This is a genomic window from Nocardioides pakistanensis, assembly GCF_054781215.1.
Window position 1 is genome coordinate 1 of record NZ_BAAGUV010000098.1, and the last position, 14,730, is coordinate 14,730.

At 70.2% G+C, this 14,730-nt stretch carries 26 protein-coding genes; 21 read left to right on the top strand and 5 right to left on the bottom strand.

The window, feature by feature from the left end; all coding sequences use genetic code 11:
• From ACYVIH_RS22965 to ACYVIH_RS22985, 5 genes are all read right to left on the bottom strand, one after another.
• On the bottom strand, window positions 1–1,357 hold a 1,357-nt coding region (locus ACYVIH_RS22965), incomplete at its 3' end, for a recombinase family protein (RefSeq protein ID WP_460871866.1).
• Between the two features lie 50 nt (window positions 1,358–1,407).
• Window positions 1,408–1,656 carry a DUF3263 domain-containing protein gene (locus ACYVIH_RS22970; protein WP_460871867.1) on the bottom strand — a complete coding sequence of 83 codons (249 nt, stop codon included), beginning with the start codon at window positions 1,654–1,656 and terminating at the stop codon, window positions 1,408–1,410.
• 2 nt (window positions 1,657–1,658) lie between these two features.
• Entirely contained in the window at window positions 1,659–2,075 is a 417-nt protein-coding gene (locus ACYVIH_RS22975) for a hypothetical protein (RefSeq protein WP_460871868.1), read from the bottom strand.
• Complete coding sequence (locus ACYVIH_RS22980; RefSeq protein WP_460871869.1) at window positions 2,072–2,533, bottom strand: ImmA/IrrE family metallo-endopeptidase; 462 nt, start codon at window positions 2,531–2,533, stop codon at window positions 2,072–2,074. Before ACYVIH_RS22980 ends, ACYVIH_RS22975 begins: the two co-directional genes overlap by 4 nt.
• Window positions 2,500–2,970 (bottom strand): hypothetical protein, encoded by a 471-nt coding sequence (locus tag ACYVIH_RS22985; RefSeq protein ID WP_460871870.1) that lies wholly within the window; start codon window positions 2,968–2,970, stop codon window positions 2,500–2,502. Before ACYVIH_RS22985 ends, ACYVIH_RS22980 begins: the two co-directional genes overlap by 34 nt.
• 135 nt (window positions 2,971–3,105) lie before the next feature.
• Here ACYVIH_RS22985 and ACYVIH_RS22990 point away from each other — a divergent pair, with 135 nt between their 5' ends.
• The 21 genes from ACYVIH_RS22990 to ACYVIH_RS23090 form a co-directional block, all read left to right on the top strand.
• Window positions 3,106–3,366, top strand: a complete 261-nt coding sequence (locus ACYVIH_RS22990; protein WP_460871871.1) for a helix-turn-helix domain-containing protein — start codon at window positions 3,106–3,108, stop codon at window positions 3,364–3,366.
• The gene (locus ACYVIH_RS22995; protein ID WP_460871872.1) at window positions 3,363–3,566 is read left to right on the top strand and encodes a hypothetical protein; all 204 of its coding nucleotides are present in this window, start codon (window positions 3,363–3,365) and stop codon (window positions 3,564–3,566) included. Before ACYVIH_RS22990 ends, ACYVIH_RS22995 begins: the two co-directional genes overlap by 4 nt.
• A gap of 221 nt (window positions 3,567–3,787) precedes the next feature.
• Window positions 3,788–4,273 (top strand): hypothetical protein, encoded by a 486-nt coding sequence (locus ACYVIH_RS23000; RefSeq protein ID WP_460871873.1) that lies wholly within the window; start codon window positions 3,788–3,790, stop codon window positions 4,271–4,273.
• Entirely contained in the window at window positions 4,270–4,560 is a 291-nt protein-coding gene (locus ACYVIH_RS23005; protein ID WP_460871874.1) for a hypothetical protein, read from the top strand. The genes ACYVIH_RS23000 and ACYVIH_RS23005 overlap by 4 nt, the downstream gene beginning before the upstream one ends.
• Window positions 4,557–4,889, top strand: a complete 333-nt coding sequence (locus ACYVIH_RS23010) for a hypothetical protein (RefSeq protein WP_460871875.1) — start codon at window positions 4,557–4,559, stop codon at window positions 4,887–4,889. The genes ACYVIH_RS23005 and ACYVIH_RS23010 overlap by 4 nt, the downstream gene beginning before the upstream one ends.
• The gene (locus tag ACYVIH_RS23015) at window positions 4,889–5,788 is read left to right on the top strand and encodes a hypothetical protein (protein WP_460871876.1); all 900 of its coding nucleotides are present in this window, start codon (window positions 4,889–4,891) and stop codon (window positions 5,786–5,788) included. The genes ACYVIH_RS23010 and ACYVIH_RS23015 overlap by 1 nt, the downstream gene beginning before the upstream one ends.
• A gap of 5 nt (window positions 5,789–5,793) precedes the next feature.
• Complete coding sequence (locus ACYVIH_RS23020) at window positions 5,794–6,924, top strand: recombination directionality factor (protein ID WP_460871877.1); 1,131 nt, start codon at window positions 5,794–5,796, stop codon at window positions 6,922–6,924.
• Window positions 6,921–7,133: a hypothetical protein gene (locus ACYVIH_RS23025; protein ID WP_460871878.1), complete on the top strand. Its 213-nt coding sequence runs from the start codon at window positions 6,921–6,923 to the stop codon at window positions 7,131–7,133. Before ACYVIH_RS23020 ends, ACYVIH_RS23025 begins: the two co-directional genes overlap by 4 nt.
• Window positions 7,130–7,969, top strand: a complete 840-nt coding sequence (locus ACYVIH_RS23030; protein ID WP_460871879.1) for a 3'-5' exonuclease family protein — start codon at window positions 7,130–7,132, stop codon at window positions 7,967–7,969. Before ACYVIH_RS23025 ends, ACYVIH_RS23030 begins: the two co-directional genes overlap by 4 nt.
• Window positions 7,966–8,136, top strand: coding sequence for a hypothetical protein (locus tag ACYVIH_RS23035; protein ID WP_460871880.1), 171 nt, complete (start codon window positions 7,966–7,968; stop codon window positions 8,134–8,136). The genes ACYVIH_RS23030 and ACYVIH_RS23035 overlap by 4 nt, the downstream gene beginning before the upstream one ends.
• Window positions 8,133–8,345, top strand: coding sequence for a hypothetical protein (locus ACYVIH_RS23040; RefSeq protein ID WP_460871881.1), 213 nt, complete (start codon window positions 8,133–8,135; stop codon window positions 8,343–8,345). The genes ACYVIH_RS23035 and ACYVIH_RS23040 overlap by 4 nt, the downstream gene beginning before the upstream one ends.
• The gene (locus ACYVIH_RS23045; protein WP_460871882.1) at window positions 8,346–8,579 is read left to right on the top strand and encodes a hypothetical protein; all 234 of its coding nucleotides are present in this window, start codon (window positions 8,346–8,348) and stop codon (window positions 8,577–8,579) included. It abuts the gene before it with no gap.
• Complete coding sequence (locus tag ACYVIH_RS23050; RefSeq protein WP_460871883.1) at window positions 8,576–9,187, top strand: hypothetical protein; 612 nt, start codon at window positions 8,576–8,578, stop codon at window positions 9,185–9,187. The genes ACYVIH_RS23045 and ACYVIH_RS23050 overlap by 4 nt, the downstream gene beginning before the upstream one ends.
• Window positions 9,184–9,441: a hypothetical protein gene (locus ACYVIH_RS23055; protein ID WP_460871884.1), complete on the top strand. Its 258-nt coding sequence runs from the start codon at window positions 9,184–9,186 to the stop codon at window positions 9,439–9,441. Before ACYVIH_RS23050 ends, ACYVIH_RS23055 begins: the two co-directional genes overlap by 4 nt.
• Complete coding sequence (locus tag ACYVIH_RS23060) at window positions 9,438–9,758, top strand: hypothetical protein (protein ID WP_460871885.1); 321 nt, start codon at window positions 9,438–9,440, stop codon at window positions 9,756–9,758. Before ACYVIH_RS23055 ends, ACYVIH_RS23060 begins: the two co-directional genes overlap by 4 nt.
• The gene (locus ACYVIH_RS23065; RefSeq protein ID WP_460871886.1) at window positions 9,755–9,973 is read left to right on the top strand and encodes a hypothetical protein; all 219 of its coding nucleotides are present in this window, start codon (window positions 9,755–9,757) and stop codon (window positions 9,971–9,973) included. The genes ACYVIH_RS23060 and ACYVIH_RS23065 overlap by 4 nt, the downstream gene beginning before the upstream one ends.
• The gene (locus ACYVIH_RS23070) at window positions 9,970–10,530 is read left to right on the top strand and encodes a hypothetical protein (protein ID WP_460871887.1); all 561 of its coding nucleotides are present in this window, start codon (window positions 9,970–9,972) and stop codon (window positions 10,528–10,530) included. The genes ACYVIH_RS23065 and ACYVIH_RS23070 overlap by 4 nt, the downstream gene beginning before the upstream one ends.
• The gene (locus ACYVIH_RS23075) at window positions 10,530–12,296 is read left to right on the top strand and encodes a WhiB family transcriptional regulator (protein ID WP_460871888.1); all 1,767 of its coding nucleotides are present in this window, start codon (window positions 10,530–10,532) and stop codon (window positions 12,294–12,296) included. Before ACYVIH_RS23070 ends, ACYVIH_RS23075 begins: the two co-directional genes overlap by 1 nt.
• Window positions 12,293–12,892 (top strand): hypothetical protein, encoded by a 600-nt coding sequence (locus ACYVIH_RS23080; RefSeq protein ID WP_460871889.1) that lies wholly within the window; start codon window positions 12,293–12,295, stop codon window positions 12,890–12,892. Before ACYVIH_RS23075 ends, ACYVIH_RS23080 begins: the two co-directional genes overlap by 4 nt.
• Window positions 12,889–13,347 carry a hypothetical protein gene (locus ACYVIH_RS23085; RefSeq protein ID WP_460871890.1) on the top strand — a complete coding sequence of 153 codons (459 nt, stop codon included), beginning with the start codon at window positions 12,889–12,891 and terminating at the stop codon, window positions 13,345–13,347. Before ACYVIH_RS23080 ends, ACYVIH_RS23085 begins: the two co-directional genes overlap by 4 nt.
• Window positions 13,348–13,590: 243 nt before the next feature.
• Window positions 13,591–14,730 (top strand): DnaB-like helicase N-terminal domain-containing protein (locus ACYVIH_RS23090; protein WP_460871891.1); only part of this gene is annotated, 1,140 nt, incomplete at its 3' end.

Consider the following 14,730-nt stretch of genomic DNA (forward strand, 5'->3'; position numbering starts at 1 on the left):
GCCGACCGGTCACGACCTCCACCCGATCGACCAGCGACCGCAGCAACTCCCGGCGATGCTCCACCGGCGCCGTCCACCAGTCCTCGAGCAACCCACGCGCCACCGCGGCCGGATCCGACACCGCAGCACGCTCCGCACGCTGCGCCTCTTCCAACGCCCCCACCAGGCCAGCACGCCGCTCCCCCAGCTCACCCAGGGCAGCATCGAACACGCTCGCCGGCAGCTGCGGCGACTCCGCCCGCTGCACCACCAACCGCTGCAACGCCTCATCCACACGCGCCACCTCACGCGCCAGCCGCTCCGCCTCCGACCGCAGCGTCACCTTCCGCGCGTCTGCCACCGACGTCGCCCCGGCGACCGCCTCCACTTCGTCGGCAACCTCCCGCAGCCAGGCGAGCACCTCGCCCTCAACGAACGACGCCATCACGTACCCACCCGTGCACGCCTCGGGGCCCTGCTCCTTCCCGGTCCGGCACCGGTACTTCGGCTCATGCCGTGCGCCGTACTGCCCCGCGACCATCGCGCCACCGCAGCGGCCGCACCTCACCAGACCAGACAGCAGGTACTGCGACCGCTCCACCCGCGCCGGCCGAGCGCGCCGCGACTGTCGGGCATCCAGGTAGGCCTGCCACAGGGCGTCGTCGATCAACGGCTCGTGCACCCCGGCCACGAGCTCGCCGAGGTGAGCGAACCGGCCAGACGCGAACCCGCTGTCGAGGACCCGGCGCAGCGACCGGTCCGACCACAGGCCGTCGTCGAGGGTCCGGTGACCGTGGGCATTCATCCAGCGCACCAGCTGGTAGATCGACTCCCCGGCGACGTACCTGCGGTAGAGCTCGGCCAGCACCGGCCCGGTCACCGGGTCGGGCACGTGCAGCTGCTGGCCGCGGTCGTAGCGGTACCCGTACTTCTCCCGGCCGGTGGCCGGCCGGCCGGAGCGGACGCGGCGTGCGTGGACCTCGCGCCAGACCTCGCCGATCCGTTCGGCCTCGAAGGCCTGGAGCTCGGCGAGCATGCCGCGGGTGAACCGGCCCGTGGAGGTGGTGGTGTCGACCTGCTCGGTGGCGGACTCGATGCGCCCGCCGGCGGTCTCGACCCGGTCCACCGCGGTCGCCCAGCGCAGCCGGTTGCGAGCGACGCGCGAGTACTTCCAGACCACGACGACGTCGACGGCACCGGCTTCGACCTGGGCTACGGCCTGCTCGAGGCGTGGCCACCAGGCGGAGCGGGCCCGAGAGCCGGACTCGTCGAGCCCTTCGAGGCAGCCGCCGAGAACGTAGCCGCGTGCCTTGCAGTAGTCGCTGATCGCGACACGCTGCACCTCCGGGGAGACCATCCCGTCGCGTTCCTTCGACACCCGGATGAGACCGAGTGCACGTGGTGCAGCCTCCGGGACTGGGTGGAGGGTCACGATGCCCTCGGTCGTGTCTGGCGCAGCCGGCGGCGCTGCTCGCGAACACGTCGGAGCCGGTTGACCACCATCGGTGAGTGCTCGAGCGCGGCCGGGTCGTCTAGGAGCGCGTTCAGCACCTGGTAGTACCGCGTCGACGACCAGCCGAGCCGCTCGCGGATCGCGGCTTCCTTCGCGCCGGCGTACCGCCACCACGAGCTCTCGAGCTCGAGGACGACGCGGCGCTCGTCAGACAGAGCACCCATCGTCACTCCACTCGCTGATCTTCGACCACCATGTTGAGCCCGTTGTCCGGGTGGTAGGTCCACGAGTAGTCCAGATCATCGGCGGAAGCGGTCAGTTCGCCCATCATCGCGGTCGTCTTCGCTACGCGATTGACCACGGACTCGGGCGTCTCAAGCTCGTCGAGCATGCAGACCACGCCCTCAAGGCCCGCGAGACCGTCCTTCTCGGTGGACATCAGAAGCGTCCTGCCATCGTCAACGACCTCGACGGTGTCGACCATCGCCGCATAGCCCGCGTCCTTCTGGCATGTCTCCTTGGCCGCCTCGAACCGGCTTCGCTCCGGCGCGCTCTCCTTGGGTCCCGAATCGTCGGCACCGTTCCCACACGCGCTTGCCAGGATCAGCAGAGATGCCAACCCATACCTGCCGAGTGATTTCATGCTGTTGCCCCCAGTCGGCGGACTCGCCGCCCTAGATACCGCTTCTCGGACTGTTTCAGGTGACGCTCTCGGATCGCGAGCATCGGAAGGTCGACCTGCAGCTCGGCGGCGACCTCACCGCGGTCCACCGTCCAGCACAGGACCTGCGCGAGCTGCTCGATAGAGATCAGTCGACGCGCCGCGAGCACGTCGGCCTCCCGTTCCTGCCGCCGCTCGAAGAACCCCGCGGGCGTGTTCGCGTGGCCGAGGTCGAGGTGCGCGACTGCGTGCGCGAGCGAGCACCGCCGCTCGACCCGGCTCTGCACCTGGTCGAGAAGGATGACCTTGTTCCGGCGAGAGAGCACCTCCGGGATACCTCGCAGCGGCCGGTGGCGGATCACCCAGTCGGGATACCTCGCAGCTGCATCGGCTCCCGGGTCGTAGATCAGCGCTCCTGTGCTGCCCGCTGGATCTGCCACTCGATGAACCCCCGTGACTCGCGCTTCACCTGTTCCCACTCCTCGTCGGTCAGCCCCTCGGGGCGGCGATAGAGGAGGGTGTCGTCGTCTTCTTCCGGTTCATCCTCGGATGCACCACCGACAGTCGGCGGCGGCATCCCGGCTTCGATGGCCGAGATGGTGCCGGGCGGCCACGAGAGGGCCGACTCGATCTTCCCGCGGGTGGGACTCTTTGGCCATCGAGCTCCCGAGAGGAAGTCGCTCACCGTCGCGATGTCGGTGCCGGCCGCTCGCGCCAGCTGCGTGTTGTTCCACCGGCGGTGCGCCATCTCCGCATGTACGGCCAGTCTCGCCCTGGTCCGCCCGTCCGGTTGTTCCATGGTGGGCCTCTCTGCTTCCTCATGCCCCGAGTGTTTCCAGAAACACCAGGAAACAGCAATCGGCCAGTACTTGAACAACTCCGCAGTTTGCGCGGGAATACATCGGCGTACTTACCGGCATGTCACACGTGCTGACCTGCGACTTCGTATTCATGGCGACACGTTCCCAGTTTCCGCTTGACAGTGTTCCTAGTTGTTCCTAGAGTGCTGGGTATGACTCCGAAGAACATCAGCTCCGCAGAGCAGGCAGAGCGTGTCCGCGTCGGCGCGACCCTCCGCACTCTCCGCACCACCCGGGGCTGGAAGCTCGGCGACTTCGCCACCCAGATCGGCGTCTCCTACGCCTACCTCTCCAACATCGAGGCCGGCCGCAAGCCGCTGCCTGACCACCTCTTGGCACGGGCCGCCCGACTCCTCGACGTCGAGCAGATCGCGATCAAGCACCCCACCCTCACCAACGGGGACGTGGCATGAGCCGCGAGAAGCCGACCCGTGAGCAGGCGATCAAGGCCGCCGGCCAGACCCTCGCCGCGTCCCGAGCCGCCTGCGCGCAGATGACACCGCGTGAGCAGGCCGAGGCCGCCTGGACCCCGACGTCGCCCTACAGCGTCGACGAGCTCGAGCAGCAGATTCGCGCACAGCGCAGCATCACCCCACACGCCCGCTCCGCCTAACCCCGCAGACCCGTCGCCGGCCGCGGCGTCTCCCCCGTGCGCCCGGCCGGCGGCGATTTATCGGCACATCAACCACCCCAGAGGTCGATGTCGCCACAGCGGATCCCGCGCCCGGAAGGGGAAGCCGGGCCGGGATCCGCCAGAACACACCAGAAAAGGAAGCAGCCGCCCCATATGCGGGATCAGCGCAGGAGCGGCCACTACGGAAGGAAGTGTCTCAGATGACCGAGACAACCAGCAGCACCACCAGCGGCGGATTCACCGACGCTGTCCGGGCCGTGCTCGTCGAGATGGACATCGACGACCTGCCCAAGCCCATGCGAATCAGCCCCGCGGGCGCCAACGGTGTCGAGCTCCAGGTCGCCGGCCACGAGTTCCCCGCCTGGGTCGGGGTCCTGTCCAACATCCACGTCACCACCCCGGCCCGCGGCCACAGCTTCCAGGGCGGCCCCAAGCAGGACCACATCCACGCCGCCGGCACCATCAACGGCTTCGACGTCCGCATCGTCACCGTCGTCCCCGCCGACACCAACCCCCTCCACACGAGCACCGCCGAGGAGTACCGCTGCACCAAGTGCGGCGCCCAGTTCGGCATCGCCGGCACCCACACCGGGAGTCCGGAAGACGACGCCGCCGACGAGCACTTCCGCGACGAGGTCGAGCGCCACGAGTCCGGCGCCTGCCAGAGCAAGGCGGTGGCGTCGTGATGAACCGCCGCCTCGAGGCCCTCCTCACCTACCTGTTCCCGTCCACGCCCGACGACCTCATGGACCTGGCGGACGCCGTCGGAGTCACCGCCGAGACCTCGGCGTACGACCTCGACGAGCCGATCCCCTACGTCCTCACCGACCGGTCGACGGCAGACGCCGGCGAGCTCCGGGTGGAGCACGAGGCGATCTGCACGCTCACCGAAGCGATGGCCGAGGAGCGTCGGCTCACCCTGGGCGGCCGCTGCGACTTCAACCTCTGGGAGACCGAGGTGTGGTTCTCATGAGCAAGCCCACCACCACCGCGGTCGCGGCCCTCACCGCCGCCCTCGACCCCTGGGCCCCGGGTGCGGAGCAGGACTCCATCCGGCTCCCCCGCACCACCGCCGAGCAGCTCCTCCAGGTCATCGCCGACCTGTGCCCCGACCACTGGGCCTGCGAAGACTGCGGCACCGCGTTCTGCGACAACTGCCTGCCCGACGGCGACCTCACCTGCCCCCACGACCGGCTGCTCTGCCTGGGCTGCGCGGTCGAGATCTGCCCCGAGTGCCGTGCGGACGCCCGCGAGGACGCGCAGGCCGAGGCCTACGCCGACATGGTGGGAGGTCGGTACTGATGACCGCTCCACTGCACGCCCGCGAGATCAAGGGCAAGGGCCGCTACTACGGCGCCTGCGGTGACGAGTGTCCGCTCGGTGAGGGCCTGTACATCTCCGTCACCAACGCCCAGTCGGTCATCAACAAGCCGGCCCTTCCGCCGTCTGCCGCGAAGGTCACCGCCGAGACGGCCTGGCAGATGCTCCCGCAGATGGTCGCTACCTCCCGGCAGGACCCTGAGGGGCCCTGTGCGAAGAAGCGCGTGGCCGAGCGGTGCGGCCGGTGCCGGTTCTGCGTCACCTCCGCGATCAAGGCGGAGTACAAGGCGCAGTGGGAGACCAAGGCCGAGCTCGGCACCCGGATCCACGGCTACGCCCACGCCCACGTCCTCGGCCAGCCCCTGCCCTACGATCCCGAGGTCGAGCCGTTCATCTTCCAGTACCTGCTGTTCCTCGACGCCTGGGGTGTCGACCTCGACCAGCACATCGAGGCCGCGGAGACCACGATCTTCGACCGGAAGAACCGGTACGCCGGCACCGGTGACCTGTGGGTGTGGCTGCCCACTGGTCGCGGTGGGAAGCGCGAGCTGTGGCTGGTCGACATCAAGACCTCGCTGACGAAGCCGGCGAACGTGATCTACCCCGACCAGGAGATCCAGCTGGCCGGTCTGCGGTACGCCCCGAAGGCGCTGCTCCCGGACGACTCTGAGGTCGACGTGCCGAAGTTCGCTGGCACGGCGATTCTCAACCTCCGCACCGCGGGCCACGCGCTGGTCCCGATCCCGTCCGGCCGCGACGCCTACAAGGCGTTCCTCGGGGCCGTGGCGTTGCAGACCCACTTCCACGGCCAGGACACCAAGGCGTGGACCCCCATCGAGGCGCCGGCGCTGCCGGAGCCCAAGCCCGGAAAGGTCGCGTGAGCGGCATGCCTATCTCTCCTATCGTCCTGCAGAGGCGTCACGCCGAACTCGGCCGGATCCGCCTCGGCGCGAAGACCACCACCAGCAGCGGCGCCTCCCGCCCGTCGAAGCTCGGCGCGTTCCGGTTCACCAGCCCCTCCGAGCGGTACATCCGTGACCTCGCCGAGCTCTACGGCGGCCAGCCCCGCGAGTGGGACAACAACGGCAAGCCCGAGTGGGAGGTCTTCACCGACGCCACCTCCATCCCCGTGATCGCCGTCAAGGGCGGCCTGTCCCAGTGGATGGAGACCTGGTCCGGCGGCGGCTGCATCCACCGCTGTGACGGTGAGCGTGGTGCCGACGGGGACCTGTGCAACCCCGAGGACCGTGCACACCTCGAGGCCAAGCCCACGACGCGGCTCTCGGTGATGCTTCCCGAGCTCGAGGCGATCGGGGTGTGGCGGATGGAGTCGCACGGCTGGAACGCCGCGGCCGAGATCCCCGCGGTCGCCGAGCTCGCGCAGTACGTCGGGGACCTGGTGCCGGCGCACCTTCACCTTGTGGAGCGGCGGTCGGTGAAGGACGGGAAGACGTCGCGGTTCGTGGTGCCGGTGCTGGATCTGCAGATCGGGACGGCGCGGTTGAAGGAGATCGTCGCCGAGAAGTCCGGTGGCACCGCGGCCGCGGTCGAGTCCGGTCAGCCGCAACGTGCCGCGCTCGAAGCCGGGCCCAGCACCGAGCAGGCTGCCGACAGCGGCCTGTCGCTGCCGACCGAGGACGACATCGCGGGCGCCTCTCTCGACGGACTCCGCGCGATGTGGAAGTACCTCGACTCCCACGGTGCACTGGAGACCAACGGGCTGGGCGAGAAGATCATGGCCCGCGTCCAGCAGCTCCAGGCCGCCGGCAAGCAGCAGCCCGCGGCGGCCGAGGAGCCGGTCGACGCCGAGATCGTCGACGACGCCCAGCCGGCCGGTGACCCCGATGCGGTGTGGCAGCAGGTCCTCGCGGCCGCCGGCGGTCTGGGGATGTCGTTGCCGGACGTGGAGGCCGACTTCGAGGCCCGCTGCGGGATGCCCTCGTCCGAGGCGTCGGCCGGTGAGCTGGCGGCATACCTGCAGCAGCTGCAGGCCCAGGGCGAGCAGGTGCCGGCGTGACTGGGCCGGAGCACTTCGACATGGCGGAGAAGTACCTCGACCGGGCTGCCGAACTCCCGGCAGGTCAGAACTGGGAGCCGATCGCTGCCGCGCAGGTGCACGCCACCCTAGCCCAGGCCGCGGCCACCGAGCGGCTCGCGAAGGCCGTCGAGAACCTCCCCACCTACGAGGGCATGCTCGCCGTCTACACCTTCGGCGGTGGCCAGTGAGCACCCTCAAGTGGCACGAGGACCGGATGCTCGGCTTCGACACCGAGACCACCGGCACCAGCATCCACAACGACCGGATCGTCACCGCCGCGATCGTCCACCACACCCCCGGCCAGCGCCCCCGCACCCTGACCTGGCTCCTCGACCCGGGCATCCCCGTGCCCGACGAGGCCGCTGCGGTGCACGGGTGGACCACCGACCGCATCCACGCGGAACTCAACGGCGCCGAGGCGATCCGCGACACCGGTGCACGCCGTGCTCCCCTGTCCCGGGCGCAGGCGCTGTTCGAGATCACCGGCCAGGTCGCCCTCGCCATGTCCCAGGGCGTCCCGGTCGTGGCCGCGAACGCCTCCTTCGACCTGTCCCTGCTCGAGGCGGAGAACGCCCGCCACGGCGTCGACACGCTCACCGCACGCCTCGGCGCCGACGGGGTCCGCGGCGTCGTCGACCCGATGATCCTCGACAAGCAGCGCGAGCCGTATCGCAAGGTGAAGGGCGGCTGCCGCTGCGGCTGTGGCGCCACCGACAAGACGCTGACCGGCCTGTGCCTGCACTACGGCGTGCTGCTGGGTGGTGCGCACGACGCCGGCGCTGATGCGCTCGCGGCGGTGCGGCTGGCCGGGAAGCTCGCTGCGGCGTGGCCGGAGATTGCCCGGTGGAAGCTCGACACCCTGCACCGCAACCAGATCACGTGGCGTGCCGAGCAGATGGACGGGCTGCGGTCGTACTTCGACAAGAACCAGATCGAGCACGACGGGTGCTGCGGCTCGTGGCCGGTGCACGCCGGCTGCTGCGCACCGTCTGAGGCCGTCGTGGGGCAGGGGGCGCTGCTGTGATCCGCGTGACCGTCGAGGACCTCGCCACCGGCGAGACCGAGACCAAGGACCTCGAGGACGACGTCCTCGTCATCGTCGAGGGCTCGGCCTACGTCCACGGCGTGCAGAGCTTCCCACGCGTCGGCACCCAGGTGTGGACCGTCAAGGGCCTGCGGAGGAAGCCGTGAGCACCTGCCCGAAGACGCAGAAGGTCATCCACGCCAGCAAGGACGACGCCCGCGCGGCGATCGCGTCCCTCTACCGCGCCGGCCGCGGCAACCCCGACTACCGGCCCTACCCGTGCCGCGAGACCGCCGACGGGCCCGTGCACTGGCACGTGGGCCACTCACGAGTCGCGCTCGCCAAGCGAGTGCGCCGAGCCCTCAGGAGGCTCTGAATGTCCGTCTTCACCGACAACGCCGCCGCGTTCGCCACCACCCAGGTCGACGCGATCGACCACGAGCGCCGCACCGCCACCCGCAAGGCGGCCGCGCTGATCGTCGCCGGGAAGACCGGCCGGGCGCAGTACGAGCTCGCCCGGTCGGTCATCCGCCAGGCCAGGATCGCCGGGCTCGGCACCCCCGAGATCGGCCCGACCTGCCCGTGCGGCGGAAGGCGGTGCACGCGATGAGATACACCGTCCGCCCGATCAGCGACCGCACCGCGTTCACCGGCAAGCACGAGCGGTCCCGGTTCGACTCGACCTGGACCGCGACCGAGCGGCTGCTCCTCGCCGAGGTGGCCCACCTCGCCGGCCGGAACCTGGTCCTCGAGGTCGACGTTCAGGAGCGTCACATCCGCCTCGACGGTGGCCTGTACGCCAACGCCCGCCCCGCTACACCGGCGGTCCGGGTCGCGTTCGACTCCATGCACGGGCCCCTGACCTACGCCACCGACCGGTTCACCGGCTGGCAGGACAACGTCCGCGCGATCGCCCTCGGCCTGGAGGCGCTGCGCAAGGTCGACCGGTACGGGATCACGAAGCGCGGCGAGCAGTACGCCGGCTGGAAAGCACTCCCGGGCGGCACTGGGGGCGAGGCATCGCGCATGACGCGTGAGGAGGCGATTTACCTCCTCGACGAGTACACCGATCGCGACTGGGCCGCCGGTGATCCCGCCGACGTCAGGCACGTTCACCGCCGAGCTCGCGCGGCCGCACACCCGGACCGCCACAACGGCGACCGGACGCTGTGGAACAAGGTCGAGCAGGCCGCGAAGGTGCTGGGGGTCCTCTCATGACGTTCCCCGACAACGACCTCACCTGCCACGTCTGCTCGAACAGGGGCGTGAACGCCTGGCACATCACCCGCTGCGAGGCCCGCCGAGCCGAGGACCAGGCCGTCGTACGGCGTGCGCAGGAGCAGGGTGTGTCGTCCGTGAAGGCGCTCGACCTCCTCGCGCACGTCCGCTCCGGGCGCACGGATGACCCGGCCGCGATCGTCGCCGTCGTCCTCGACCTCGGCTGGCGACCCGTGATCGGAGGCGCGTCGTGACGTACCTGACCGAGAGCCGGGACACGCTGGCCAAGGCGATCTGGGCGGCATCCCGCGCGGACGAAGGCACGATCTCGTACCTCGGGGCGAACATCGTCGCCGACGCCCTCATCGCCTCCGGTGCCGTCATCGACGCCTCCACCCTGGCCGACGACAAGGCGCTGATCGAGCGTCTCGCGCGGGCCACCAGTGCCGCCGATGACGAGGCGCTCACGCGGACCAACTTCGAGCACCTGTCTGCCACCTACGACGAGCAGGCCGAAGCAGCCCTCCGCGCTCTCGCCGCCGCCCTCACCGAGCGAGGCGACCAGCCGTGATCGCCCGCCTCCTCACCCTCCTCCTCGGCCCCCACTGCCCCCACGGCTGCGGCCAACGCCTCTACCCCAGAGACGTCCACACCCACCTGGTCACCGACCACGCCGGCGACCCCGACGTCCCCCAGACCCTCATCGACGCCGTCCGCGACCCCCACGTGGCCGCTGCCTACCTCCGACGACACCGCACCACCAGCAAGCAGGTGACACGACCATGACCCGCAAGATCGTCGGCCTCGACCTCTCCCTCACCTCCACCGGTGTCGCCGTCATCGTCGGCCAGCACGCCCACGTCGACCGCATCCAGACCAAGCCCGCCGGCAACGCGATCGCCGACCGCTCCAAGCGACTCCGCGCGATCGTCGGCAACATCGCCGCCTGGTGCTCCGACGCACCGCTCGTCGTCGTTGAAGGCCCCAGCCTCGGCCAAGGCCGCCAGGTCGGCACCCACGACCGGGCCGGCCTCTGGTGGCTCACCGTCGCCCGCCTCACCGGCATGGGTCTGCACGTCGTCGAAGTCCCACCCGCCGTCGTCAAGAAGTACGCCACAGGCAAGGGCGGCGGGAAGGACGCCGGCAAGGACCAAGTCCTCGCCTCCGTGATCCGCCGCTACCCCCACGTGGAGGTCACCGGCAACGACGAAGCCGACGCCCTCGTCCTCGCCGCGATGGGCGCCCGCTGGGCCGGCCACCCCATCGACGACCCACTCCCCGCCCTGCAGCTCGCCGCCATGGCCAAGCCGCAGTGGCCCGACCACGACGAAGTGAAGTTCTGATGCTGCCTCGAGACCAGGAATGGACCGCCCTCGCCGAGTGCGCCCAGGTCGACCCCGACCTGTGGCACCCCGAGAAAGGCGGCAACAACGAGTTCGCCAAGAAGATCTGCGAACGATGCCCCGTCAAGCGGGAGTGCCTCGACTACGTCATCGCCTACGAGGCCGGCGACTTCGGCACCAAGCAGTCCTACCCGACCGGGATCTACGGCGGCCTGTCCGCCATGGAACGCCGCCCGCTGATCAAGGCGCACCGCCAGGACGTGCTCGCCGCGACCGGCACCGAGGCGGCCGTCCCGATCGCCACCGCAACCACCGTCGACGAGCAGCCGACGGTGAGGCAGTACGGCCTCCCCTACGTCGGCGGCGCCAACGGCGACACCCACTACCCGCTCCCCAACCCCGACAGGGTCGTGCACATCGAGCCCCGCGCGCACGCGAAACCGTCGATCGACTGGGACGAGATCCGCCGCAGACACGACGAGCGGCGCCGCGCCGAGGGCACCCTCGACGACCAGCCCGCGACCACCGTCGTGCAGCTGCGCTGCCGCTGGTGCCGTCAGGTCGCCGACGAGCTCACCAACGACCTCTGCCCGGGCTGCGTCGCCGACGCCGAAGCGAAGTTCACCGCCCCCGACACCACCGTGCTCGGCCAGGACCTCGCCGACCTCGAGGCCGAAGACCCCAAGGTGGCGGCCGCGGCTGCGTCGTACAACGCGATGGTCGACCGCATCATCCACCCCGAGGACCATGCGCACCTCGAGGTCACCGAACTGCCCACGGAGGGTAAGCAGGGCCAGCCCACGACCGGGAGTAGCGCACCCGGGGCGACAGCGACCAGCAGCCAGTCGGGCAGGGCTCCCGCGCGCACTGCTGGTTCCTCCACCACACAGGAGAAAGACCCGGAGCCGACGCGGGAGACGCGCCCCACCGTCGGCTCCGGCCTCCTGGACGTCCCTGCGTACTGCGAGCAGCTGCTCCGCGAGACCGCCAATGAGCGTGGCGTCCTCGTCCAGCTGCTCCGCAACAACGCCCTGGCTGCGTTGGCGGCACTCGACCTCGTCGTCCACCCGATCGACGAACAGCACACCCCACTGACCCCCGTGGCCGTGCCCGCCCCGAACCCGGCCGCCGACCGACCGGCAGCGGAGCGCCTCCCAGACACGGCCACGGGCACCACCGGCTTCCAGACCTTCCAGAAGCCACGTCGCCGCCGCTCCGGCTCCGGCGCCAAGGGCGACGAAGCCGACATCGTCCGCCTCTACACCGAGGAGCAGATGTCCTCCGGTGAGATCGCGCTCCAGCTCCACACCACACCCAAGCGCGTCCGCGCCGTCCTCGACCGCGCCGGCATCGAACGCCGCGACGACCGCAAGACCCGCTCTGGAGGCAAGCCCAAGGACTACCCCGCCGACCTCGTCGCCGACGTACGACGCCTCTACGTCGACCAGGGCAAGACCCAGGCCGAGGTCGCCGCCCAGCTCGACACCACGGTCAAGGTCGTCCAGAACGTGATGGCCCGCCACGACATCTCGGCACGCCCTTCGGCCGTGGAGTCATCGAAGGCCGGCATCGGCCGTCCGCTCAAGCTCGACGACCAGGCCGTCGACCAGATCGTCGACCGCTACCAGGCCGGGGAATCAGCCACCGCCCTCGCACGCGCCTTCAACGTCTCCGCCCCCTCCGTGCTCGCCCGCCTCCGCCAGCGCGGCGTCACCATCCGTCCCCGCGGCGGCAGCCGCACCAACACCACCCAGGAGAACCAGTGACCGATACCACCGCCAAGATCCGCGCCAAGGGCCTCAACGCCACCGGCGTCACCGAGGAAATCGCCACCCGCCTCGCCGACGCCGAGTCCGGCCACCTCATCGCCGTCGTCGAGCTCAAGGTCGAGGAGGTCCACAAGAAGGTCGACGGCGAACGCCGCGTCGACCTCATCATCACCACCCTCGAGCCAGCCACCGAGAAGATCGCCGAAGACCACCTCCGCGAGTTCCAGCGCGCCCTCTACTACAACCGCGCCGTCGACGAAGCCCAGCCCACCCTCGACAGCGACGGCCCCGAACCCACCGTCGCCGAAGTCCTCGGCCGCGGCACCTCCCTCCTCGAGCACGACGACCAGGGCGACGTCGTCGGCCTCTGGGACGGCAACACCGACCCCGACGACGGCCCGGGCACCACCGGTGAGGAACTCCAGATGCTCGGCGCCCCGTTCCCCGGCGACAACCCTGACGACGACCAGCCGCACGCCTTCGTCGGCGACGACACCAAGACCGACGGAAGCCGGAACAGCTGCGTCCGCTGCGGCCGGTTCCGCGGCGAGGACGACTACGCCCACACCGATGACGCACCGGTGCCCGCATGAGCCGGTCCAACTACGTCTACGTCGCCTCCTCCTGGCGCAACGCCCTCCAGCCCGCCACCTGCGCCATGCTGAGGGCCCACGGGATCGACTACTACGACTTCCGCAACCCGGCGCCCGGCGTGCTCGGCTTCTCCTGGTCCGAGATCGACCCGGACTGGCAGTCGTGGACCGCCGAGCAGTACATCGCCGCTCTCAACCACCCCGTCGCCGTCGAGGGCTACCGCCGCGACTTCGAGGCCATGCAGCGCGCCGACACCTTCGTGCTAGTGCTGCCCTGCGGACGTTCCGCGCACCTCGAGCTCGGCTGGGCCGTCGGCGCCGGCAAGCGCACCGCGATCCTCACGCACAACGGCGAGGAGCCCGAGCTGATGGCCAAGATGGTCGACCTCATCACGGACTCCCACGACGAGCTGCTCGAGTGGTTCGGCGTGGACCAGAAGCCGGCCATGACCTAGCCACCACCCCAGCCCGGGGGCTGGCAGTCAACGCGAGCATCGCTGACTCACTCCTCGCGAAGGCGCCCAACACCAGCAGCAACCCACAAGCTCCTGGTCGCAACGGGGTCCCTTTCGCCCCGGGCCAACCTGCTGCCAGCCCCACCCCCACTTCCCCACCCCTGCCGCCCCAACCACCCACGGCACCGACACGAGGACCGCGTGAACCACGACGAGCACCCACCACGCCGTCACCTCCACCCCGTGGAGCCCCCCTACGACCCCGACTACGACCAACGCACCCCACCAGCCAACAACGCCGCCGAACAAGCCGTCCTCGGCGCCCTCCTCACCGCACCCCACCTCGCCGCCGACCTCGAACACCACCTCGACCCCGACGACTTCTACAAGCCCGCCCACGAACAGATCTGGACCGCGATCCACGCCGTCGCCCACGCCGACGGCATCGAACCCGACGTCATCACCGTCGCCGCGCACCTCCAACGCATCGGCGAACTCACCCGCATCGGCGGCGCCCCCTACCTCCACACCCTCATGGCCGCGTGCCCCATCCCCGGCCAAGCACCCCACTACGCCCAGCTCGTCCGCGACACCGCCCGACTCCGCCGCCTCCAAGACACCGCCACCCGCTTCCAGCAGATCGTCACCACCGCCCGCCCCGACGACCTCGAGACCGCGTTCACCCGCGCCTACGAACAACTCGACGAAGCCGCCGCACGCCTCGGCCCCACCACCCCCAGCACCGGCAACACCACCGGCCTGCACGACCTCGCTTGGATCCTCACCGGCGAACCACCCACCAACCCACCACCAGAGTTCGTCCACCGCACCGACGACACCGCCCTCTTCTACCGAGGCCGCGTCAACGGCCTCTTCGGCGACCCAGAGTCCGGCAAGACCTGGCTCGCCCAGATCGCCGGTGTCGAAGCCCTCAACACCGGCGGCACCGTCGCCATGATCGACGTCGACCACAACGGACCCGACCACACCGCCGCACGATTCCTCCTCCTCGGCGCCCACCTCCACCACCTCGCCGACCCCCAGCGGTTCCGCTACTACGAACCCGAAGACGCCGACCAGCTCCGCGCCGCCATCACCGACATCACCACCCTCGCGCCCGACGTCGTCGTCCTCGACTCCATCGGCGAAATGCTCCCCATGCTCGGCGTCAAGTCCGTCGACAACGACGAGATCACCGCCGCCATGCGCACCATCGCCATGCCCCCCGCGAAAGCCGGCTCCTGCGTCATCACCGTCGACCACCTCCCCAAATCCACCGAAGCCCGCGTCACCGGCTACGCCATCGGCGGCACCGCCAAGAAACGCGCCATCGACGGCGCCTACCTCCGCGTCGAAGCCAAAGCCAAACCCGCCCCCGGCCAG

Excerpts from the sequence above, each read along its gene's own strand:
- ACYVIH_RS23075 (WP_460871888.1), top strand. The coding sequence starts at position 10,530 with ATGCTGCCTCGAGACCAGGAATGGACCGCCCTCGCCGAGTGCGCCCAG.
- ACYVIH_RS23010 (WP_460871875.1), top strand. The coding sequence starts at position 4,557 with ATGAGCAAGCCCACCACCACCGCGGTCGCGGCCCTCACCGCCGCCCTC.
- ACYVIH_RS23000 (WP_460871873.1), top strand. The coding sequence starts at position 3,788 with ATGACCGAGACAACCAGCAGCACCACCAGCGGCGGATTCACCGACGCT.
- ACYVIH_RS22970 (WP_460871867.1), bottom strand. The coding sequence starts at position 1,656 with ATGGGTGCTCTGTCTGACGAGCGCCGCGTCGTCCTCGAGCTCGAGAGC.
- ACYVIH_RS23015 (WP_460871876.1), top strand. The coding sequence starts at position 4,889 with ATGACCGCTCCACTGCACGCCCGCGAGATCAAGGGCAAGGGCCGCTAC.
- ACYVIH_RS23055 (WP_460871884.1), top strand. The coding sequence starts at position 9,184 with ATGACGTTCCCCGACAACGACCTCACCTGCCACGTCTGCTCGAACAGG.
- ACYVIH_RS22990 (WP_460871871.1), top strand. The coding sequence starts at position 3,106 with ATGACTCCGAAGAACATCAGCTCCGCAGAGCAGGCAGAGCGTGTCCGC.
- ACYVIH_RS23020 (WP_460871877.1), top strand. The coding sequence starts at position 5,794 with ATGCCTATCTCTCCTATCGTCCTGCAGAGGCGTCACGCCGAACTCGGC.
- ACYVIH_RS23070 (WP_460871887.1), top strand. The coding sequence starts at position 9,970 with ATGACCCGCAAGATCGTCGGCCTCGACCTCTCCCTCACCTCCACCGGT.
- ACYVIH_RS23085 (WP_460871890.1), top strand. The coding sequence starts at position 12,889 with ATGAGCCGGTCCAACTACGTCTACGTCGCCTCCTCCTGGCGCAACGCC.
- ACYVIH_RS23045 (WP_460871882.1), top strand. The coding sequence starts at position 8,346 with ATGTCCGTCTTCACCGACAACGCCGCCGCGTTCGCCACCACCCAGGTC.
- ACYVIH_RS22975 (WP_460871868.1), bottom strand. The coding sequence starts at position 2,075 with ATGAAATCACTCGGCAGGTATGGGTTGGCATCTCTGCTGATCCTGGCA.
- ACYVIH_RS23050 (WP_460871883.1), top strand. The coding sequence starts at position 8,576 with ATGAGATACACCGTCCGCCCGATCAGCGACCGCACCGCGTTCACCGGC.
- ACYVIH_RS22995 (WP_460871872.1), top strand. The coding sequence starts at position 3,363 with ATGAGCCGCGAGAAGCCGACCCGTGAGCAGGCGATCAAGGCCGCCGGC.